The sequence below is a fragment of the Pseudomonas oryzagri genome (genome assembly GCF_020831405.1).
In the GTDB taxonomy this organism is placed as follows: Bacteria; Pseudomonadota; Gammaproteobacteria; order Pseudomonadales; family Pseudomonadaceae; genus Geopseudomonas; species Geopseudomonas oryzagri.
The window spans coordinates 286,731-306,925 of sequence record NZ_JAJHPU010000017.1; the positions used below are offsets into that span (position 1 = coordinate 286,731).

Consider the following 20,195-nt stretch of genomic DNA (forward strand, 5'->3'; position numbering starts at 1 on the left):
CGGCGAAGGAGGTCGAATGCACCGCAAGCGCAAGACCGCGGCGCCGGCAGCACAGGCGATGACCGCGTCGCGGATCCGCGAGGGTCTGCCCTTCCCGCTGGGCGCCAGCTGGGACGGCCTGGGCGTCAACTTCGCGCTGTTCTCCGCGCATGCCCACATGGTCGAGCTGTGCCTGTTCGACGCCCGCGGCGAGACCGAGCTGGAGCGCATCCAGTTGCCCGAGTACACCGACGAGGTGTGGCACGGCTACCTGCCCGACGCCCATCCCGGCCAGATCTACGGCTACCGCGTGCACGGCCCCTACGCCCCCGACGCCGGCCACCGCTTCAATCCCCACAAGCTGCTGGTCGATCCCTACGCCAAGCAGCTGGTCGGGCAGCTGCGCTGGTCGGAAGCGCTGTTCGGCTACGTCATCGGCTCGACGGACGGCGACCTCAGTTTCGACCAGCGCGACAGCGCGCCCTTCGTGCCCAAGAGCAAGGTCATCGACCCGGCCTTCACCTGGGGCCGCGACCGCCGCCTGCAGCTGCCCTGGGAGCGCACCATCCTCTACGAGACCCACGTGCGCGGCTACACCATGCGCCATCCGGCGGTGGCGGAGCCGCTGCGCGGCACCTTCGCCGGGCTCAAGACCGAGGCGGTGCTCCAGCACATCAGGCGCCTGGGCGTCTCGGCGGTCGAGCTGCTGCCGGTGGCCGCCTTCGTCAACGACCAGCACCTGCTGCACAAGGGCCTGAGCAACTACTGGGGCTACAACACCCTGGCCTACCTCGCCCCGCACCCGCGCTACCTGGCCAGCGGCGTGCTCAGCGAGTTCAAGGAGATGGTCGCGCACCTGCACGACGCCGGGCTCGAGGTGATCCTCGACATGGTCTACAACCACACCGCCGAGGGCAACGAGCTGGGCCCGACCCTGTCGATGCGCGGCATCGACAACCTCAGCTACTACCGCCTGCAGGACAGCGAGCCGCGTTACTACGTCAACGACACCGGCACCGGCAACACCCTCGACCTCACCCACCCGCGGGTCCTGCAGCTGGTCACCGACTCGCTGCGCTACTGGGTCGAGGAGATGCACGTGGACGGCTTCCGCTTCGACCTGGCGACCATCCTCGGCCGCGCCCCGGAGGGCTTCGACGAGCGCCACGGCTTTCTCATCGCCTGCAGCCAGGACCCGCTGCTGAGCCAGGTCAAGCTGATCGCCGAGCCCTGGGACTGCGGCCCCGGCGGCTACCAGCTGGGCGGCTTCCCACCCGGCTGGGCGGAATGGAACGACCGTTTCCGCGACACCGTGCGCGCCTTCTGGCGCGGCGACGACGAGCAGCTCGCCGACATCGCCTCGCGCCTGACCGCCTCGGGCGACCTGTTCAACCAGCGCGGCCGCCGCCCGCACGCCTCGATCAACTTCGTCACCGCCCACGACGGCTTCACCCTGCGCGACCTGGTGTCCTACAACGACAAGCACAACGAGGCCAACGACGAGGACAACCAGGACGGCAGCGACAACAACCTGTCCTGGAACCATGGCGTCGAGGGCCCCAGCGACGATCCGGAGATCCGCGCCCTGCGCCTGCGCCAGATGCGCAACTTCATGGCCACCCTGCTGTTCTCCCAGGGCACGCCGATGCTGGTGGCCGGCGACGAATTCGCCCGCACCCAGCACGGCAACAACAACGCCTACTGCCAGGACAGCGAGCTCGGCTGGGTCGACTGGACGCCGGACGAGGACGGCGAGGCCCTGCTGGCCTTCGTGCGCCAGGCGATCAGGCTGCGCCTGAGCTACCCGATCCTGCGCCGCGGGCGCTACCTGACCGGCGCCTACAACGAGGAAATCGGTGTCAAGGACGTCGCCTGGCTGGCGCCCAGCGGCGAGGAGATGACCGTCGAGCAGTGGCACGAGCCGCACGGCCGCTGCCTGGGCATGCTGCTCGACGGCCGCGCGCAGCCCACCGGCATCCGCCGCGTCGGCGAGGACAGCACCCTGCTGCTGATCGTCAACGCCCATCACGACCTGGTGAATTTCCGCCTGCCGGAGGTGCCGGAAGGCGTTGGCTGGCTGCGTCTGCTCGACACCAACCAGCCCGCGGCGCGGGTCGAAACCTTCGCCTTCGGCTGCGAGTACGGCGTCACCGGTCGCTCGCTGCTGTTGCTTGAGCTGACCCGGATCTGAACCGCCAGGGCACGGGCAGGTCCGAATGAGTATGCCCCTGCGCCACCAGGAGAGCCCCGTGACCATCGACACCACCGGGCAGGGCGCCGGCGTGCAACGGGTGGAAACCGCCAGCCCGGTGCACGTCGTGCGCATCCTGACAGTGAACACCCACAAGGGGTTCACCCTGTTCAACCGCCGCTTCATCCTCCCCGAATTGCGCGAGGCGGTGCGCAGCGTCGACGCCGACGTGGTGTTCCTGCAGGAGGTGATAGGCCTCCACGAGCGCCATTCGCAGCGCATCCACAACTGGCCGCCGACCCCGCACTACGAATTTCTCGCCGACAGCATGTGGAGCGACTTCGCCTACGGGCGCAACGCGGTCTACCCCGAGGGCGACCACGGCAATGCGCTGCTGTCGAAGTACCCCATCGCCCGCTACGACAACATCGACGTGTCGATCGCCGGGCAGGAAGGCCGCGGCCTGCTGCATTGCCGGCTGCAGTTGCCGCGCCAGCAGGAACTGCACGCCGTCTGCGTGCACCTGGGGCTGCGCGAGGATCACCGGCGCAAGCAGCTCAAGCTGCTCTGCCGCCTGCTGGCCAGCCTGCCGCCCGACGCACCGGTGGTGGTCGCCGGCGACTTCAACGACTGGTTGCTGTACGCCGATCGCCTGCTCGAGGGCGAGGCCGGCCTGCACGAGGTGTTCAAGCGCGCCAACGGCGCGGTCGCGCGCAGCTTCCCGGCGCGCTGGCCGGTGCTGCGCCTGGACCGCATCTACGTGCGCAACGCCAGCAGCCATGTCCCGCAGATCCTTTCGCGGCGCCCCTGGTCGCACCTGTCCGACCACCTGCCGCTGGCGGCGGAGATCCACCTATGAAATTTTCCTGGCGCGACGGCAACCGCGTGGACCTGCTGGAGAACGGCGAGGCGTATTTTCCCCGGGTGTTCGAGGCGATGCGCGGCGCCGAAGTGGAGGTGCTGGTCGAGACCTTCATCCTCTTCGAAGACAAGGTCGGCGAGCAGCTGCGGGCCGAGCTGATCGCCGCCGCCCAGCGCGGGGTGCGCGTCGAGCTGACGGTGGACGGCTTCGGCTCGGCCTCGCTGAGCGGCGAGTTCATCGCGGCGATGACCACCGCCGGCGTGCGCGTACACATGTTCGACCCGCAGCCGCGCCTGCTCGGCCTGCGCACCAACATGCTGCGCCGCATGCACCGCAAGCTGGTGGTGATCGACAGCCGCCTGGCGTTCGTCGGCGGCATCAACTTCTCCGCCGACCATCTGGCCGACTTCGGCCCCGAGGCCAAACAGGACTACGCGATGGAGGTGGAGGGGCCGGTGGTGCAGGACATCCATCGCTACGCCCTGCTCATGCTGCAACCGCGCAGCAAGATCCTGCGCCGCTGGCTGCAGCGCACCAAGCCGCAGGTCGAGGCCGCGACCGGCACGCCGGCGGGATCGGCGCGCGCGCTGTTCGTGGTGCGCGACAATCGCCACCATCGCAAGGACATCGAGCGGCACTACCTGAAGGCCATCCGCGCCGCGCGCCAGCGCGTGGTGATCGCCACCGCCTACTTCGCCCCCAGCTATCGCCTGCTGCGCGCCATCCGCGACGCGGCGCGGCGCGGCGTGCAGGTGCAGCTGATCCTGCAGGGCGAGCCGGACATGGCGATCGTCCGCTTCGCGGCGCGCATCCAGTACGACTACCTGATGGGCGGCGGCGTGCACGTCCTCGAGTACTGCCGCCGGCCGTTGCACGGCAAGGTGGCGCTGGTCGACGACGAGTGGACGACGGTCGGCTCCAGCAACCTCGACCCGCTGAGCCTGGCCCTCAACCTGGAGGCCAACCTGATCGTCCTCGATCGGGCCTTCAACCGGACGCTGTACGAGAGTCTGCAGGCACTGAGCTGCGAGCACTGCACGGAAATGGATCACCGCGAACTCGGCCGCAGCGCCTGGTGGCGCATGCCGCTGGCGTTTCTCGGCCTGCGCCTGCTGCGCTACTTCCCGGCCTGGGCCGACTGGCTGCCGGCGCATACGCCCAGGCTCGCCCGGCTGCGTCCCGAGGCGCCGGCCAAGGCGGACGCGGACCGGCCGCCGCAGCGTGGCCAGCCATGAGCCGCCATCGCCGTCCACATCCCCCGCAGCCGGCCGGGCGGGACTGGCGCAGGCTGCGCCGGGTGCTCAACCTGCTGTTCTTCGCCGCGGTGCTGGCGCTGCTGGTCGCCTTCGGCCGCCGCCTGGACTGGGGCGAGGTGTGGACCAGCCTGCGCGACTACCGCCTGGAAACCCTGCTGGCGGCCAGCGCGGCCGCCTTCGGCAGCTACCTGCTGTACTGCGGCTTCGACCTGCTCGGACGTGCCTATACCCGCCATCACCTGCCGCTGCGCCAGGTCATTCCGGTCACCTTCGTCTCCTACGCCTTCAACCTGAACTTCAGCGCCTGGGTCGGCGGCATCGCCCTGCGCTATCGCCTGTACTCGCGCTTCGGCCTGCAGCCCTCGGTGATCACCAAGGTGCTGACCCTCAGCCTGATGACCAACTGGCTGGGCTACATCGGCGTGGCGGGCGTGGTATTCGCCCTCGGCCGGGTGCGGCCGCCCGGAGACTGGGAAGTGGGCGTGCACGGCCTGCGCGTGCTCGGCTACGGGCTGCTGGCCGTGATGCTGGTCTACCTGCTGCTCTGCGCGTTCTCCCGCCGGCGCTTCTGGAGCGTCCGCGGCCACCGGTTCTATCTGCCCTCGCTGCGCCTGGGCCTGCTGCAACTGGCCCTCGGCGCCGGCAACTGGCTGTTGATGGCGCTGGTGCTGGACATCCTGCTGCCGGCCCAGCTGGCCTACTCGACGACCCTCGGCGCCCTGCTGGTCAGCGCCATCGCCGGGGTGATCACCCATATCCCGGCCGGGCTCGGCGTGCTCGAGGCGGTGTTCATCGCCCTGCTGCAGCGGCAGACCCCGGCGAGCGCCTTGCTCGCCGGGCTGCTCGGCTACCGGGTGGTCTACTACCTGCTGCCGCTGGCGCTGGCGGGGGTGACCTATCTGGTCCTCGAACTCCGCGCCCGGCAGAACAACGCCGGCCGGGCGGCGGCGGGCAAGACCTAGCCGAGGTCGGGAGGCGCCGCGCCGGACGTCGTGGCGGCAAACTCGGCCTGCCTGCCGGACGGGCTGGCCCCTTGGGCGACGAGGTCATGGGCCAGCGGCCGCAGGACGACCACCGCCAGCGGCGGCAGGGTGAGCTGCAGGGAAACGGCCTGGCCGTGGCTGGGTTCGTGCTCGGCGCTCAGCTCGCCGGCGTTGCCGACGTTCGAGCCGCAGTAGCATTCGGCGTCGCTGTTGAGCAGCTCCCGCCAGGGCCCGGCGAACGGCACGCCGACCCGGTAGGGATGGCGCACCACGGGGGTCAGGTTGGCCACCACCAGCAGCGGATAGCCCGCGCGGCTCCAGCGCAGCCAGGCATACACGCTGTTGGCGTGGTCGTCGCCGATCAGCCACTGGAAGCCCGCCGGCTTGCAGTCCTGCTCGTGCAGCGCCGGCTCCTCGTGGTACAGCCGGTTGAGGTCAGTGACCAGCTGCTGCACGCCGCGGTGCTCGGCGTAGTTGAGCAGGTACCAGTCCAGCTCGCGGTCGTGGTTCCACTCGCGCCACTGGCCGAACTCGCAGCCCATGAACAGCAGCTTCTTGCCCGGATGGGTCCACATGAAGGCGAGGAAGGCGCGCAGGTTGGCGAACTGTTGCCAGCGGTCGCCGGGCATCTTGTCGATCAGCGCGCGCTTGCCGTGCACCACCTCGTCGTGGGAGATCGGCAGGATGAAGCGCTCGGAGAAGGCGTAGAGCAGGCCGAAGGTCAGTTCGTCGTGGTGATAGCGGCGGTGGATGGGGGAATGCTGGATGTAGCGCAGGCTGTCGTGCATCCAGCCCATGTTCCACTTGTAGGCGAAGCCCAGGCCGCCTTCGGCGCTGGCATGGGTGACCCCTGGCCAGGCGGTGGACTCCTCGGCGATCACCATGGCGCCGGGCACCTCGCTGGCCACCACCTCGTTGAGATGGCGCAGGAAGTCGATGGCTTCGAGGTTCTCGCGCCCGCCGTAGCGGTTGGGGATCCACTCGCCCGCGTTGCGCGAGTAGTCGCGGTAGAGCATCGAGGCCACCGCATCGACGCGCAGGCCGTCGGCATGGAACTCCTTGAGCCAGTACAGGGCGGCGGCCAGCAGGAAACCGTGCACCTCGGTGCGGCCGAGGTTGTAGATCAGGGTATCCCAGTCCTGGTGGAAGCCCTCGAAGGGGTGCGCATACTCGTAGAGCGCCGTGCCGTCGAACTGTGCCAGGCCGTGCGCGTCGGTGGGGAAATGCGCCGGCACCCAGTCGAGGATCACCCCCACGCCGGCCTGGTGGCAGGCGTCGACGAAGGCGGCGAAGTCTTCCCGGCTGCCATAGCGGCCGCTGGGCGCGAACTGGGCGAGCGGCTGGTAGCCCCAGGAACCGCCGAAGGGGTGCTCCATGATCGGCAGCAGCTCGATATGGCTGAAGCCCATCTGCTTGACGTAGGGAATCAGCCGCTCGGCCAGCTCGCGCCAGGCGTAGACGCGCCCCTCCTCGTTGTCCTCGCCGCTCTCGCGGCGCCAGGAGCCGACGTGCACCTCGTAGATCGACAGCGGCGCCGTGGCGGCCTGGACGGTGGCGCGCTGGTCCAGCCAGTCGCTGTCGCCCCAGACATGCGCGAGCGGCGTCGCCACCCGCGAGGCGGTGCCGGGCGGCACCTCGCAGGCCAGCGCCAGCGGGTCGGCCTTGAGCGGCAGCAGTCCGTGGCGGCCGAGGATCTCGTACTTGTACAGCTCGCCCGCCGGCAGGCGCGGCACGAACAGCTCCCAGACCCCGGCCGGATGGCGCAGGCGCATCGGATGGCGGCGTCCGTCCCAGGCGTTGAAGTCGCCGACCACCGAGACGCGCCGGGCGTTGGGCGCCCATACCGCGAAGCGCACCCCGTCGACCCCGGCGACCGTCAGGGTCTGCGCGCCCAGGCAGCGCCCCAGGTCGCGGTGATTGCCCTCGGCGAACAGGTACAGGTCCATCTCGCCCAGCAGCAGGCCGAAGCTGTAGGGGTCCTCGGTGAGCTGTTCGCCCTCGGGCCAGCGGATGCGCAGCAGATAGGGCTGCAGCTGGGCCGGCCGGCCGACGAACAGGCCGGGCACGGCGCCGCTCTCCAGTTCGCAGAGCAACGCCTGGTCATCCGCGCCATCCAGGGCAACCGCCGCGACGGCGAGCGCCCCGGGCAGGTAGACGCGGATCAGCGGGCCCTCGGCGTCGGTGTGCGGGCCGAGGACGGCGAACGGGTCGGCGAGCTCGGCGCGGACCAGCGCCTCGAGCGCCTGCGCGGTGGTCTCCTGGCCGTTGGTCGGTGGCGGGCTCATCGGCGGCCTCCCCTCTCCAGGCGCTCGGCCAGGGCCAGCAGGCCGTGCAGCGGCACCGCCAGCCAGGCGGGCCGGAACGTCGCCTCGTAGGCGATTTCGTAGGCGGTCTTCTCCAGGCTGAACAGCCGCAGGGCGGCTTCGGCGCCTTCGGCGTCGCGCCAGGCATGGGAGATCTCGGCCGCGGCCTGTCGATACGCGGCCAGGAAGATTGTCTGCGCGCGCTCGCGATAGTCGCCGGCGATCAGCCGGCGGGCGCGGTCGGCCGCTTCCGAGGTGTCGGCACTCTGCGCGTTGCGCTCGGCCGCGGTCGCCGCGTAGTCGATGGAGCGCAGCACGCCGGCGACGTCCTTGTAGGGGCTGTGCTTGGCCCGTCGCTCGGCCAGCGGGCGCGCCGGCTCGCCCTCGAAATCGATCAGGTAGGCGTCGCCCTGCACCACCAGCACCTGCCCCAGGTGCAGGTCGCCGTGCACGCGGATGCGCAGGCCGCCGACCGCCTGGCCGGCGAGCCGCGCGACCTCGGCGAGCAGCGCCGCCCGCCTGGGCAGCAGCGCCTCGAGCGCGGCCCGTTCGGTCGCGCCCAGGGTGCCGCGCTGCTCGACGAGGATGTCCAGGGCGCGGCCGAGCTGGGCGCCGATGTCCTGCGTCCACCTCTGGGCATCCTCGTCGTCGCTGATCAGCGGGGCGAAGTCCGGGTCGTCGCTGTCCTGCGCCAGCAGCCGGTGCATCTCGCCGAGCCGCTGGCCGAACATCCGGGAGAAGACGTCCAGCTGCTCGAGGGCGGCGTCGCGACCCTCCGCATGGTCCGGGCTGCCGCTCAGCTCCTCGCGGATCGCCCGCTCCAGGCAGTTCTGCGTCCAGTTCCAGGCATCGCCCTGGTTGGCCAGGTAGCGCTGGGCGATCAACAGGGTATGCGGGAGACCGTCGGGGGCGACGCGCTGCGCCTCGCCGAGCACCTCGGCGATATGGGTGAATCCGCGTGCGCCCAGTTCGCGGTTCATTTCCAGCTCGGGGTGGATGCCGGCCGCCAGCCGGCGGATCAGCTTGAGCACCAGCTTGCCGCCGATGATCGCCGAACTGTTCGACTGCTCCGCGGCAACCTGGAGCACCTCCGGCGCCGCGCCCAGCTCCAGCCCGGCCAGCGCCGCGCCGGGGAGGAACGCCAGCTCGCCGTCGCCGCAGGCGTAGCGGCGCCCCTCGCGCAGGGCCTGCAACAGGTCGAGGAGGAAGGCCTCGAGGCTGAAGGCGTCGGTCAGCTGGCCGATCTGCCGGCCGCGGCGCACGCGGGCCAGGGCCAGCTGGTGCGGCAGCGCGCTGCCCGGCGCCTCCTCGTCGATGTAGCCGAGCGGCAGCTGGTAGCGCTCGCGGCTTTCGCCCCGGGTCACCTCGATCTCGCTGAGCAGGGTCGGCCGCTGCGGATCGCCGAAGGGGATGGCGTAGGCGATGCGCACGCCGTCCAGCGCCGCGTCCTTGCCGGCGAACCAGCGCCGCTTCGGCAGGTAGGCCGGCAACGCCTCCTGCTCCAGCACGCGCCGCGCCGGCCCTTGGCGCAGGTCCTCGAAACGCTTGAGGACCAGGGTGCGCAAGTCCGGCAGCATCTCCACGGCGTGGGCGTGCCAGGCCGGCATCTGCGCCTCGGCGGCCAGCTGGAACCAGTAGAAGCCGTAGGGCGGCAGGGTCAGCAGGTAGGGCAACTGGCCGATCGGCGGAAAGGCGCTGCCGCCGATCATCTCCACCGGCACCATGCCGGCGTAGCTGGACAGCTCGAGCTCGGCGGCCTGGGCCGCGCGCGAGACGTTGGCTACGCAGAGGATCACCTCGCTCCTGCCGTCCGCGCCCGGAAACTCGCGCAGGTAGGCGAAGATGCGCCGGTTGGCCGGCGCCAGCAGTTTGATGCTGCCGCGGCCGAAGGCCTTGAACTGCTTGCGGATCGCCAGCAGGCGGCGGGTCCAGTTGAGCAGCGAGAAGGAATCCTTGTGCTGGGCCTCGACGTTGATGGTCTGGTAGCCGTACAGCGGGTCCATCAGCGGCGGCAGCACCAGGCTGGCCGGATCGGCGCGGGAGAAGCCGCCGTTGCGGTCGATCGACCACTGCATGGGCGTGCGCACGCCGTCGCGGTCGCCGAGGAAGATGTTGTCGCCCATGCCGAGCTCGTCGCCGTAGTAGAGCACCGGGGTACCCGGCATCGACAGCAGCAGGCTGGTGAGCAGCTCGATGCGCCGCCGGTCGCGCTCCAGGAGCGGCGCCAGGCGGCGGCGGATGCCCAGGTTGATGCGCGCGCGGCGGTCGGCGGCGTAGTGGTTCCACAGGTAGTCGCGCTCGCGGTCGGTCACCATCTCCAGGGTCAGCTCGTCGTGGTTGCGCAGGAAGATCGCCCACTGGCAGTCCTCGGGGATCTCCGGGGTCTGGCGCAGGATGTCGGTGATCGGATAGCGGTCCTCCTGCGCCAGGGCCATGTACATGCGCGGCATCAGCGGGAAATGGAACGCCATGTGGCATTCGTCGCCGCGGCTCAGGCCATCGCCGCCGAAGTACAGGCGGGTGTCCTCCGGCCACTGGTTGGCCTCGGCCAGCAGCATACGGTCGGGGTAGCGGGCGTCGATCTCCGCGCGGATGCGCTTGAGCACCGCGTGGGTCTCCGGCAGGTTCTCGTTGTTGGTGCCCTCGCGCTCGACCAGGTAGGGCACGGCGTCCAGGCGCAGGCCGTCGACGCCCAGATCCAGCCAGTAGCGCATGACCCCGAGCAGCGCCTTGAGCACCTGGGGATTGTCGAAGTTGAGGTCCGGCTGGTGCGAATAGAAGCGGTGCCAGAAATAGGCGCCGGCCAGCGGGTCCCAGGTCCAGTTGGAGGTCTCGGTGTCGAGGAAGATGACCCGCGTGTCCTCGTACTTGTGGTTGGTGTCCGACCACACGTAGAAGTCGCGCGCCGGCGAGCCGGGCTTGGCCCGGCGCGCGCGCTGGAACCAGGGGTGCTGGTCGGAGGTGTGGTTGATCACCAGCTCGGTGATCAGGCGCAGGCCGCGCCGATGCGCCTCGGCGATGAAGCGCCGGACGTCGGCCAGGCTGCCGTAGTCGGGATGCACGCCGCGGTACTCGGCGATGTCGTAGCCGTCGTCGCGCCGCGGCGAGGGGTAGAAGGGCAGCAGCCAGAGGGTGTTGACGCCGAGCTGGGCGATGTAGTCGAGCTTGGCGATCAGGCCGGCAAAGTCGCCGATGCCATCGTCATTGGCATCGAAAAACGATTTCACGTGGATCTGATAGATCACCGCGTCCTTGTACCACAGGGGATCCTTGATGAAGTCCTTGGGATCGCGCCGTTTCGCTCGGGCCATGGCATCACCCCTTCACTTCGCCGGCTCGATGCGCCAGATGCCGAACGGCAGCTGCCAGGGCTCGATGCGCATCCATTGGGTCTTGCCGTGCCAGGTCCAGCGGTGGCCGTTCATCAGGTCCTCGCCGTGCAGCGAGGCCTCGTCCGGCAGGCCGAACTCCCAGAGCGGCAGCTCGAAATGCGCTTCCTGGGCGTGGTGCGGGTCGAGGCACACCGCCACCAGGATGAAGTTGTCGAGCTTGGGCGTGCGCTTGCCGAAGTAGAAGATGTTGTCGTTCCAGCAGTTGTAGGCCTGGAAGCCCAGGTGGGTGTGCAGCGCCGGGTTCTGCCGGCGGATGCGGTTGAGCTGGGCGATCTCGGCGACGATGTTGCCGGGCGCGTCGTAGTCGCGCGGGCGCAGCTGGTACTTCTCGGAGTCGAGGTACTCCTCCTTGCCCGGCAGCGGTTCGCCCTCGCACAGCTCGAAGCCCGAGTACATGCCCCACAGCCCCGAGCCCATGCTGGCCAGCGCGGCGCGGATGAGAAACCCCGGGCGGCCGCTGGTGTGCAGGAACACGGGGTTGATGTCCGGGGTGTTGACGAAGAAGTTCGGCCGGAAGCAGTCGCGCCAGGGCGGCTGGTTGAGCTCGCTGAAGTACGCCTCCAGTTCGTCCTTGAGATTGCGCCAGGTGAAGTAGGTGTAGCTCTGGCTGAAGCCCAGCTTGCCCAGGCGCGCCATCATCGCCGGGCGGGTGAACGCCTCGGAGAGGAACATCACCTCGGGATGCTGGCTGCGGATGTCGGCGATCAGCCATTCCCAGAACGGCAGCGGCTTGGTGTGGGGATTGTCGACGCGGAAGATCTTCACCCCTTCCGCGATCCAGCCGGCGACCACGTCGCGCAGCGCCAGCCACAGCTCGGGCAGCGCATCGGGCGCGTAGAAGTCGACGTTGACGATGTCCTGGTACTTCTTCGGCGGGTTCTCCGCGTAGCGGATGCTGCCGTCCGGGCGCCAGCTGAACCAGCCGGGGTGCTGCTTCAGCCAGGGATGGTCCTGGGAGCACTGGATGGCGAAGTCCAGGGCGATCTCCAGGCCGTGCTCGGCGGCGGCGGCGACCAGCCGGCGGAAGTCATCGCGGCTGCCGAGCTGAGGGTGGATCGCCTCGTGGCCGCCCTCATCGCTGCCGATCGCATAGGGGCTGCCGGGGTCGTCGGGGCCGGCGTCCAGGGCGTTGTTGGGGCCCTTGCGGTAGCGCCGGCCGATCGGATGGATCGGCGGGAAGTACAGCACGTCGAAGCCCATGTCGCGGATCATCGGCAGGCGCCGGTGCACGTCGTCGAAGGTGCCGTGACGGGCCGGATCGTCGGTCGCGGAACGGGGGAACAGCTCGTACCAGCTGGCGAACTGCGCCAGCGGCCGCTCCACCTCGATGGGGAACTCCTCGCTGCGCACCAGGTGGGCGTGCTCGTCCAGCGGCGCCATCGCCGCGGCGGTCTCGCTGCCGAGCAGGATGGCCAGGCGCTCGGGCTCGTCGCGGGCGTCGAGCAGCAGCCGGTATTGCCGCTCCAGCGCCGCCCGGGTTTCGCCCTGGGCGCGGTCGACGGCCTTCTCCAGCAGGATGCGGCCCTCCTCCAGCTCCAGGCCGATCGCCATGCCGGTGACGTGCTTGCGGGTCAGCTCATGGCGGTAGGTTTCGTAGTGATCCCACCAGGCGACGATGAGATACGCGTAGCGACCGATGCGCATCGGCGTGAACTGCGCCTGCCAGCTGTCGTTGCCGAGGGCGGCGAGGCGCACGCGATGCCAGCGCTCCTCGCCGTCGAGGCGCCAGAGCAGCGCGGCTCCCAGCTTCTCATGGCCGTCGGTGAAGATCTTCGCGCTGACGGTGACCGGCTGGCCGGCGATGCCCTTGCTGGCGAAGCGGCTGTTCTCGACCACCGGCTCGATCGTCTCGATGGCGATGCGCGGCATGCGGATCGCCTCTTCCACCGCCAGTCCCCTGCGCAGCTTCCTGGGCTCGCGCGCGGCATGCAGCTGGTTTTCTGGCATCGGACAGGGCCTCCTCATGGGCAGGCTGGCCGGCACAGGGCGCATGTCGGCAGGGGCGGCGCCCGGCGTGGACGCCGGCACCCGTCATGGCGGCCGCGAGGCAGTATAGACAGCCCCGGTACGCCGCCCGGGCAGGGCCGACGACAGGTCGCGGCGCTCACCGCGAGTCCAGGCGCGCCCCGCTGAGTACGCTGTCCGGGCGCTCGGCCAGCACGTCGTAGTCGGCCTGGGGACGCGCCGCGGCGTCCTCCTCCTTGATCAGCAGCCACTGCGCCTGGTCGGCGCTGCCACCCAGGCGGCGGGTCCGCAGCAGCAGCCAGCCGCCCTCGAGCTTCTCGCCGCGCAGGCGGAACTTGAGCTTGCCGGCGGCATAGGCCGCCGCCGGGTCCTCGTCCTCGGCCTGCCAGGTGCCGCAGTCCCAGACGATCACCTCGCCGGCGCCGTATTCCCCCGCCGGAATCCGCCCCTCGAACTCGGCGTACTCCACGGGATGGTCCTCCACCTGCACGGCCAGGCGCTTGATCGTCGGGTCCAGGCTCGGTCCCTTGGGCACCGCCCAGCTCTTCAGGGTGCCATCCAGTTCGAGGCGGAAGTCGTAGTGCAGCTGGCGCGCGGCGTGCTTCTGGATCACGAAGCGCCGCTCGTCGCTGCGCTTGTCGAGCGCCCGCCGCCCGCGCGGCTCGGCGCTGCGCGCGAAGTCGCGCTTGCGCCGGTATTCACTGAGGGGATGGGCCATGAGCGCCTCCTCCCGCGACGGAAGTCTTACTCGGAGGACCGGGGGCGGCGGGGAAAGTTTCTCGCCGCCAGTCGGGGAAGGCTTGCGGCGTGCCGAGCGGGACGCGCGCCTGGCGCCCGCTGTCGCCCCGCCGGCGGGCGTCGTCGACGGGCCCGCCTGTGCTCCTTTGCGCCAGGCCCCGGCGGAAGCAGCGCGTGCGCCGCCGCTGTCGCAGGGGCGGCGGGCGGACGTGCGCCTGCCTTGGGCGGTCGAGCGGCGCTAGAGCTTGCGCGGCTTGGCCCGCGCGGTGGGCTCGGCGACCAGCGGGTCGTCCGGCCAGTAGTGCTTGGGATAGCGGCCCTTGAGGTCCTTCTTCACCTCGGCGTAGGTGTTGGCCCAGAAGCTGGCCAGATCCTGGGTGACCTGCACCGGGCGCTGCGCCGGCGACAGCAGGTGCAGCTTGACGCCCAGCCGGCCGCCGGCGATGCGCGGCGTGGCGGCCAGGCCGAACAGCTCCTGCAGGCGCACCGCCAGCACCGGCGGCTCCTCGCCGTAGTCGAGGCGAATGCGCGAGCCGGAGGGCACCTCGAGGGTCTTCGGCGCCAGCTCGTCGAGGCGCTGGGGCAGCGGCCAGGGCAGCAGGCCCTGGAGAATCGCCGGCAGGTCCAGCGCGGCGAAGTGGCTGAGGCGGCTGACCTTGCCCAAGTAGGGCAGCAGCCAGTCCTCCAGGGTCGCCAGCAGCGCGGCGTCGGCCACGTCCGGCCAGTCGCTCTCGCCCCGCCCCGCCAGGTCAAGACGGCGCAGGAGGGCGATGCGCGCCTGCCACTGGCGCAGCTCGGCGGTCCACGGCAGCAGTTCGAGGCCCTTGCGGCGCACCAGCGCGAGCAGCGCGCGGCCGCGCGCTTGCTCGTCGAGGTTGGCCAGCGCCTCGCTGGACAGCACCAGCTCACCGACCTTGCGCTGGCGCTCGGCGCGCAGCACGCCCTCGCGCTCGTCCCAGTCGAGCACTTCGCTGGCGCTGACCTGCTCGGCCAGCGGGCCGTCGAACAGCGCCGGGTCGAGGTCGGCGGCGAGATAGATGCGCTCCTCGCGCTGGCCCTGGCGGCTGCCCAGATCGGCGATCACCAGCCAGTCGTGCTTCATCAGCGCGTCCGGCTCGCCGAACTGCGCGGCGCGGCCGTTGGCCAGCCGGTAGTCGGCCCCCCCGGCGCGGCGCTGGCGGGCGACGCGGTCGGGATAGGCGAAGGCCAGCAGGCAGCCGAGCCAGCGCGGATGCTCGGGATCGGCGACCGCCTGCGCGGCGCCCCGGGGCAGCAGGCTGCGGAACTGGCGGGCCAGCTGGCGGGCGCGCTGTACTCCGCCCTGGGAACCACGTGCCGCGCGCGACTCGCCGGACAGCAAAGCCAATCGCGTGTGCAGGTCGGCGCCACCGCCGCCGCGCAGGATATCGCGCTCGGAAAGCAGCGCGGCCAGATCGGCGGCCAGCGCGCCGAGGCCGAGCGCCTGGCCGCGCAGCAGCAGATGGGCCAGGCGCGGATGGGCCGGCAGGGTGGCCATCGCCTGGCCGTGGCCGGTCAGCGCCCAGCCCTGGCCGCGCGGCTCCAGCGCGCCGAGGCGCTGCAGCAGCTCGCGGGCCTGGGCCAGCGCGGCGGCCGGCGGCGGATCGAGCCAGACCAGCTCGCTAGCGTCGTCGACGCCCCAACGCGCCAGCTGCAGGGCGAGGCCGGCCAGGTCGGCCTGGAGGATCTCGGCACTGCCGTGGGCGGCCAGTTGCTCGTGCTGGGTCTGCGACCACAGGCGGTAGCACACCCCGGGCTCCAGGCGTCCGGCACGGCCGGCGCGCTGGGTGGCTGAGGCGCGCGAGATGCGCTGGGTGTCCAGGCGGGTCATGCCGCTGGCCGGGTCGAAGCGCGGCACCCGCTCGAGGCCGGCGTCGACCACCACGCGCACGCCGTCGATGGTGAGGCTGGTCTCGGCGATATTGGTGGCCAGCACGACCTTGCGCTTGCCGGCCGGCGCCGGCTCGATGGCGGCGCGCTGGGCGGCCAGCTCCAGCTCGCCGTGCAGCGGGCAGAGCAGGATATCGGCGCGCGTGCCGAGCGCTTCCTCCAGCGCGGCCTGCACCCGGCGGATCTCCGCCTGGCCGGGCAGGAAGACGAGGATGCTGCCACCCTGCTCGGCCAGCGCCTGCAGGATGGTCTGCGCCACCCGCGGCTCCAGCGCCTCGCCCGGCTGGGCGGCGCGGCCCCACTGGATGTCCACCGGATACATGCGCCCCTCGCTGCGCACCACCGGAGCATCGTCCAGCAGCGCGGCGAGGCGCTCGCCCTCCAGGGTCGCCGACATCGGCAGCACCTTGAGCGGCGGCCCCTCGCGCAGCAGCTCGCGGCCGCTCAGGGTCAGCGCCAGGGCCAGGTCGGCGTCCAGGCTGCGTTCGTGGAATTCGTCGAAGATCACCAGGCCGACGCCTTCCAGGCCCGGGTCGTCCTGCAGGCGGCGGGCGAGGATGCCCTCGGTGACCACCTCGATGCGCGTGCGCGGGCCGACCCTGCTGTCCAGGCGGATGCGATAGCCGACCGTCTCGCCGACCGCCTCGCCCAGCTCGCTGGCCAGCCGCTCGGCGGCGGCGCGCGCGGCCAGCCGGCGCGGTTCGAGCATGACGATGGTCTGCCCTGCCAGCCAGGGCTCGTGCAAAAGCGCCAGCGGCACGCGGGTGGTCTTGCCGGCGCCGGGCGGCGCTTCGAGCACCACCTCGTGGCGATGGGCGAGCGCCGCGCGCAGCTCGGGCAGCACGGCATCGATGGGCAGGGCGGACGACAGGCTCATGGGCACTCGCAACGGCTGACGGCAAGGGCGGCGATTATAGCGGCGAAGCGGTCGCGCCTTCCGGGCGTCATGCGCCAGCGCTTACACTGTGCGCCGCTGTCTGGAACGGGCGCCGCGCACGGCCGCCCGCAGCAACCAAGGAGAAGATGCATGCGTACTTCCCAGCGGATCGTCGGCGGCACTCTCGTCGCCATCCTGCTCGCCCAGGTGAGTGGCTGCGGCACCCTGTTCTATCCGGAACGGCGCGGCCAGCTCAACGGGCAGATCGATCCCGCCGTGGCGGCCCTGGACGCCATCGGCATCCTGTTCTTCGTGATCCCCGGCCTGATCGCCTTCGCCATCGACTTCGGCACCGGCGCCATCTACGAGCCCGGCGGCCGCTATTCGGTGGCGCCGGAGCGCCTGCAGGAGGCGGTCGGCAGCGACGGGCGCATCGACCACGCCCGCCTGCGCGCCATCCTCCGCGAGGAACTGGGCCATGACCTGCCGCTCGACCATCCGCGCCTGATCCGCCACAGCGGCAACCTCGAGCAGCTCGCCGCCTTCGGCCTGCGCCCGGCTGCCTGAGGAGAGCCGCGATGAACCTGAGCCGCGAACACGGCCGCCTGATGCGCCTGGCTTCGGCCGCGGCGCTGGTCACCGCGCTGGTCCTGGTGGCCACCAAGGCGTTCGCCTGGTGGCTGAGCGGCTCGGTCAGCCTGCTCGCCGGCCTCACCGATTCGCTGCTGGACGGCGCCGCGTCGTTGGTCAACCTGATCGCGGTGAACTACGCGTTGCGCCCGGCCGACGCCGATCACCGCTACGGCCACGGCAAGGCCGAGGCGCTGGCCGGCCTCGGCCAGGCGGTGTTCATCGCCATCAGCGCGGTACTGGTGGGCATCCGCGGCTTCGAGCGCCTGCAGGATCCGCAGCCGATCGCCGCCACCGAGATCGGCGTGGCGGTGATGCTGCTGTCGCTGGCGCTGACCGGCCTGCTGCTGATGTTCCAGCGCCACGTGGTCAAGGTCACCGGCTCCACGGCGATCCGCGCCGACTCGCTGCACTATGCCTCGGACCTGCTGCTCAACGGCAGCATCCTCGCCGCCCTGCTGCTCGCCGCCTGGGGCTGGACGCGCGCCGACGCGCTGTTCGGTCTCGCCATCGCGCTGTACATCTTCTGGAGCGCGCTGGTCATCGTCCGCGAGTCGGCGGCGGTACTGATGGACAAGGAGCTGCCGCTGGAGATCAGCGAGCGCATGCAGCAGCTGGCCCTCGGGGTGCCCGGCGTGCTCGGCGCCCACGACCTACGCACGCGCATGTCCGGCACCCGCTGGTTCGTCCAGCTGCACCTCGACCTGCCGTCCGCCATGACCCTGCACGAGGCCCACGAACGCTGCGTGGAGGCCGAGATGGCGATCCGCGCCGAGTTCCCACGCGCCGAGGTGCTGGTGCACGCCGACCCTCACCAGACGTAAACGGCAGGCAGAAAAAAGGGGCCTTGCGGCCCCTTCCAGGTGGTTTCGTCCGGATCTTGACCGCGATAGCAGCCTGCTCGTGATGCATGGCCTTGTGGGCGATGCGGGCCGTGGCCGTGGACCTTGTGGGTCGCCGGCAGCGCGGAGCCTGATTGGGCGCCGCGCGGATAAGCGTCCGGGCCGTGAAACTGATTCAAACTGTACGCTCGACGGCGCGGCAGGTGCTTGCGAAAATTGCCCACAAAAGCCACCCTTTAGCAATATTTCACCAACCAGGCGCAAGACAGCGCAATCTATGCAACGGAGCGGGAAATCATGAGCAAACTCGACCGCTTTGATCTGCGCATCCTGGCCGAATTGCAGCGCGATGCGCGCATCTCCAACCAGGAGCTGGCCGAGCGCATCGGCCTGTCGCCCTCGCCCTGCTCGCGGCGGGTCAAGCAGCTGGAGGACGACGGCTACATCCTGCGCCAGGTCGCCCTGCTCGACCGCAAGAAGCTCGGCCTGACCCTGACCGTCTACGTGCTGGTGGGCATGGACCGCCACACGCCGGAGCGCTTCGCCCACTTCGAGTCGGTGATCCGCCAGTGCCCGCAGGTGCTCGAATGCAGCCTGGTGACCGGCATGGAGGCGGACTACCAGCTCAAGGTGGTGGTGCCGGACATGGACCACTACCAGCAGTTCCTGCTCGGCACCCTGACGCGCATCGAGGGGGTTTCCAGCGTGCGCTCGAGCTTCGTGCTCAATCAGGTGCTGGCCGGCACCGAGCTGCCTCTTGAGCATTTGCGCTGAGCGTTTATTCGACAAATATCTAACGAATTCGCATTTTCACGTTTTTTTTACCACCCCGCACCGTCTATAATCGCCGGCGTTTTGACGCACGCCTGCGTGGCCGCACATAACTACATATCGCACCCCCTGACCGTCTGTTTCTATCCTGCAGGAGGGATGATGGATCCCGAAGTTTTCGAGCACTGGATGATGAACGGGCTGATCGTGGTTCTGGTCAGCTTCATGGGCTTCATCGTCTGGGATCTGGCGAAAAAATCCAATGCCGGTAAATTCGGCACCGCGATTCTCTTCTTTGCCCTCGGTTTGGGCGTACTCGGCTTCGTTATCAAGAGCCTGGTGATCGGCAGCCTCGAAGGCCTGTAATCCTCAAAGCTCCGCAATACTCCGCCTCGGGATAGAGCGGAGAGAGGGGGCTATTGCCCAACCAAGGAACCTCATGACTCCCGCCAACCGCGTGATGCAAAGCTATGGCCGCTGCTGCGCCAGCCCGAGCTTTTTCGACACTTTTTACCAGCACTTCCTCGGCAGTTCCCCGGCGATCCGCGAAAAGTTCACCCAAACGGACATGACCGCGCAGAAGCATCTGCTGCGCGCCGGCATCCTCAATCTGGTGCTGTACGCCCGCGGCATGTCCGACACCAAGCTGCGCGCCCTCGGCCAGAGCCACTCACGCGAAGGCTTCGACATTCGCCCCGAGCTCTACGACCTGTGGCTGGACTCGCTGCTGCTGTCGGTCAAGCAGCACGACCCGGACGCCGGCCAGGATGACCTCGCCGCCTGGCGCGAAGTACTGGGCAAGGGCATCAACCTGATCAAGTCGTTCTACTGACCGGACCAGGCTGCAGGGCTGGGTCATGCCGCGTCGCGGCTGACCCGCCCCGCCTCGCTCCAGCGCTTACAGGCGCGCCGGCACCTCCTTCCACTCTCCGGGCGCCAGCCCGTCCAGCCCCCACGGCCCGATGCGCACCCGCACCAGGCGCAGGGTCGGCAAGCCCACCGCCGCGGTCATGCGCCGCACCTGACGATTTCGCCCCTCGCGGATCACCAGCTCCAGCCAGCAGGTCGGCACGCTCTTGCGAAAGCGCACCGGCGGATCGCGCTCCCACAGCTCGGGCGTCTCGATGCGCCGCGCCTCGGCCGGCAGGGTCGGCCCGTCGTTGAGCTCGACGCCGGCGCGCAGGCGCTCCAGCTGCGCATCGCCGGCCTCGCCTTCCACCTGCACCCAGTAGGTCTTCGCCAGCTTGTGCTTCGGATCGGCGATGCGCGCCTGCAGGCGGCCGTCGTTGGTCAGCAGCAGCAAGCCCTCGCTGTCGCGATCCAGACGCCCGGCCGGGTAGACGCCGGGCACCGGCACAAAGTCCTTGAGGGTGGCGCGACCGTCGGCGTCGGCGAACTGGGTCAGCACGTCGAACGGCTTGTTGAGCAGCAGCAGCCGCGGCTCGGCCGGCGGCGCCTTGGCCACCCGGCGCGGCCCTGTCGGCTTGGCCGCGGCGGC

Annotated in this window: 13 protein-coding genes and 2 pseudogenes; 9 read left to right on the top strand and 6 right to left on the bottom strand. The window is 70.2% G+C overall.

Going from position 1 to position 20,195, the window contains the following annotated elements; all coding sequences use genetic code 11:
• The first annotated feature begins 16 nt into the window (after positions 1-16).
• Genes glgX through LMJ29_RS06560 form a run of 4 tightly spaced genes read left to right on the top strand, consistent with a single transcriptional unit; the run spans position 17 to position 5,250 of the window.
• Entirely contained in the window at positions 17-2,170 is a 2,154-nt protein-coding gene (glgX, locus tag LMJ29_RS06545; protein ID WP_377656434.1) for a glycogen debranching protein GlgX, read from the top strand.
• Positions 2,171-2,195: 25 nt separating this feature from the next.
• The gene (locus LMJ29_RS06550; RefSeq protein ID WP_229604704.1) at positions 2,196-3,029 is read left to right on the top strand and encodes an endonuclease/exonuclease/phosphatase family protein; all 834 of its coding nucleotides are present in this window, start codon (positions 2,196-2,198) and stop codon (positions 3,027-3,029) included.
• Positions 3,026-4,267, top strand: coding sequence for a cardiolipin synthase ClsB (gene clsB / locus LMJ29_RS06555; protein ID WP_229604705.1), 1,242 nt, complete (start codon positions 3,026-3,028; stop codon positions 4,265-4,267). Before LMJ29_RS06550 ends, clsB begins: the two co-directional genes overlap by 4 nt.
• A complete protein-coding gene (locus LMJ29_RS06560) occupies positions 4,264-5,250 on the top strand; it encodes a lysylphosphatidylglycerol synthase domain-containing protein (RefSeq protein WP_229604706.1) in 987 nt (328 codons plus the stop codon). The genes clsB and LMJ29_RS06560 overlap by 4 nt, the downstream gene beginning before the upstream one ends.
• A gap of 95 nt (positions 5,251-5,345) precedes the next feature.
• Here the strand turns inward: LMJ29_RS06560 and glgB are convergent.
• From glgB to hrpB, 5 genes and pseudogenes are all read right to left on the bottom strand, one after another.
• Positions 5,346-7,556: pseudogene (glgB, locus tag LMJ29_RS06565) on the bottom strand (1,4-alpha-glucan branching protein GlgB); the annotation flags it as partial.
• Entirely contained in the window at positions 7,553-10,885 is a 3,333-nt protein-coding gene (gene treS, locus LMJ29_RS06570) for a maltose alpha-D-glucosyltransferase (RefSeq protein ID WP_229604708.1), read from the bottom strand. The pseudogene glgB and the gene treS, both read right to left, overlap by 4 nt.
• A gap of 12 nt (positions 10,886-10,897) precedes the next feature.
• Positions 10,898-12,913, bottom strand: a complete 2,016-nt coding sequence (locus LMJ29_RS06575) for an alpha-1,4-glucan--maltose-1-phosphate maltosyltransferase (protein ID WP_229604709.1) — start codon at positions 12,911-12,913, stop codon at positions 10,898-10,900.
• A gap of 175 nt (positions 12,914-13,088) precedes the next feature.
• A pseudogene (locus LMJ29_RS06580) lies at positions 13,089-13,649 on the bottom strand (DNA polymerase ligase N-terminal domain-containing protein); the annotation flags it as partial.
• 258 nt (positions 13,650-13,907) lie between these two features.
• On the bottom strand, positions 13,908-16,454 hold the full coding sequence (gene hrpB, locus LMJ29_RS06585) for an ATP-dependent helicase HrpB (protein WP_229604710.1): 2,547 nt from the start codon (positions 16,452-16,454) through the stop codon (positions 13,908-13,910).
• Positions 16,455-16,604: 150 nt separating this feature from the next.
• Here hrpB and LMJ29_RS06590 point away from each other — a divergent pair, with 150 nt between their 5' ends.
• The 5 genes from LMJ29_RS06590 to LMJ29_RS06610 all read left to right on the top strand — a co-directional run bounded on the left by LMJ29_RS06590 (position 16,605) and on the right by LMJ29_RS06610 (position 19,529).
• Positions 16,605-17,021: a polyribonucleotide nucleotidyltransferase gene (locus LMJ29_RS06590; protein WP_229604711.1), complete on the top strand. Its 417-nt coding sequence runs from the start codon at positions 16,605-16,607 to the stop codon at positions 17,019-17,021.
• 11 nt (positions 17,022-17,032) lie between these two features.
• Positions 17,033-17,908 (top strand): cation diffusion facilitator family transporter, encoded by an 876-nt coding sequence (locus LMJ29_RS06595; protein ID WP_229604712.1) that lies wholly within the window; start codon positions 17,033-17,035, stop codon positions 17,906-17,908.
• A 315-nt stretch (positions 17,909-18,223) separates the two neighbouring features.
• Positions 18,224-18,700, top strand: coding sequence for an Lrp/AsnC family transcriptional regulator (locus LMJ29_RS06600; RefSeq protein ID WP_229604713.1), 477 nt, complete (start codon positions 18,224-18,226; stop codon positions 18,698-18,700).
• Positions 18,701-18,859: 159 nt separating this feature from the next.
• Positions 18,860-19,063, top strand: a complete 204-nt coding sequence (locus tag LMJ29_RS06605) for a DUF2788 domain-containing protein (protein WP_229604714.1) — start codon at positions 18,860-18,862, stop codon at positions 19,061-19,063.
• Positions 19,064-19,136: 73 nt separating this feature from the next.
• Entirely contained in the window at positions 19,137-19,529 is a 393-nt protein-coding gene (locus tag LMJ29_RS06610) for a globin family protein (protein WP_229604715.1), read from the top strand.
• A gap of 66 nt (positions 19,530-19,595) precedes the next feature.
• On the opposite strand, the gene LMJ29_RS06615 is transcribed toward LMJ29_RS06610, so the two are convergent.
• Positions 19,596-20,162, bottom strand: coding sequence for a pseudouridine synthase (locus LMJ29_RS06615; protein ID WP_229604783.1), 567 nt, complete (start codon positions 20,160-20,162; stop codon positions 19,596-19,598).
• Positions 20,163-20,195: the final 33 nt, after the last annotated feature.

Excerpts from the sequence above, each read along its gene's own strand:
- LMJ29_RS06610 (WP_229604715.1), top strand. The coding sequence starts at position 19,137 with ATGACTCCCGCCAACCGCGTGATGCAAAGCTATGGCCGCTGCTGCGCC.
- glgX (WP_377656434.1), top strand. The coding sequence starts at position 17 with ATGCACCGCAAGCGCAAGACCGCGGCGCCGGCAGCACAGGCGATGACC.
- hrpB (WP_229604710.1), bottom strand. The coding sequence starts at position 16,454 with ATGAGCCTGTCGTCCGCCCTGCCCATCGATGCCGTGCTGCCCGAGCTG.
- LMJ29_RS06575 (WP_229604709.1), bottom strand. The coding sequence starts at position 12,913 with ATGCCAGAAAACCAGCTGCATGCCGCGCGCGAGCCCAGGAAGCTGCGC.
- LMJ29_RS06560 (WP_229604706.1), top strand. The coding sequence starts at position 4,264 with ATGAGCCGCCATCGCCGTCCACATCCCCCGCAGCCGGCCGGGCGGGAC.
- LMJ29_RS06590 (WP_229604711.1), top strand. The coding sequence starts at position 16,605 with ATGCGTACTTCCCAGCGGATCGTCGGCGGCACTCTCGTCGCCATCCTG.
- LMJ29_RS06600 (WP_229604713.1), top strand. The coding sequence starts at position 18,224 with ATGAGCAAACTCGACCGCTTTGATCTGCGCATCCTGGCCGAATTGCAG.
- LMJ29_RS06605 (WP_229604714.1), top strand. The coding sequence starts at position 18,860 with ATGGATCCCGAAGTTTTCGAGCACTGGATGATGAACGGGCTGATCGTG.
- LMJ29_RS06595 (WP_229604712.1), top strand. The coding sequence starts at position 17,033 with ATGAACCTGAGCCGCGAACACGGCCGCCTGATGCGCCTGGCTTCGGCC.
- LMJ29_RS06550 (WP_229604704.1), top strand. The coding sequence starts at position 2,196 with ATGAGTATGCCCCTGCGCCACCAGGAGAGCCCCGTGACCATCGACACC.
- treS (WP_229604708.1), bottom strand. The coding sequence starts at position 10,885 with ATGGCCCGAGCGAAACGGCGCGATCCCAAGGACTTCATCAAGGATCCC.
- clsB (WP_229604705.1), top strand. The coding sequence starts at position 3,026 with ATGAAATTTTCCTGGCGCGACGGCAACCGCGTGGACCTGCTGGAGAAC.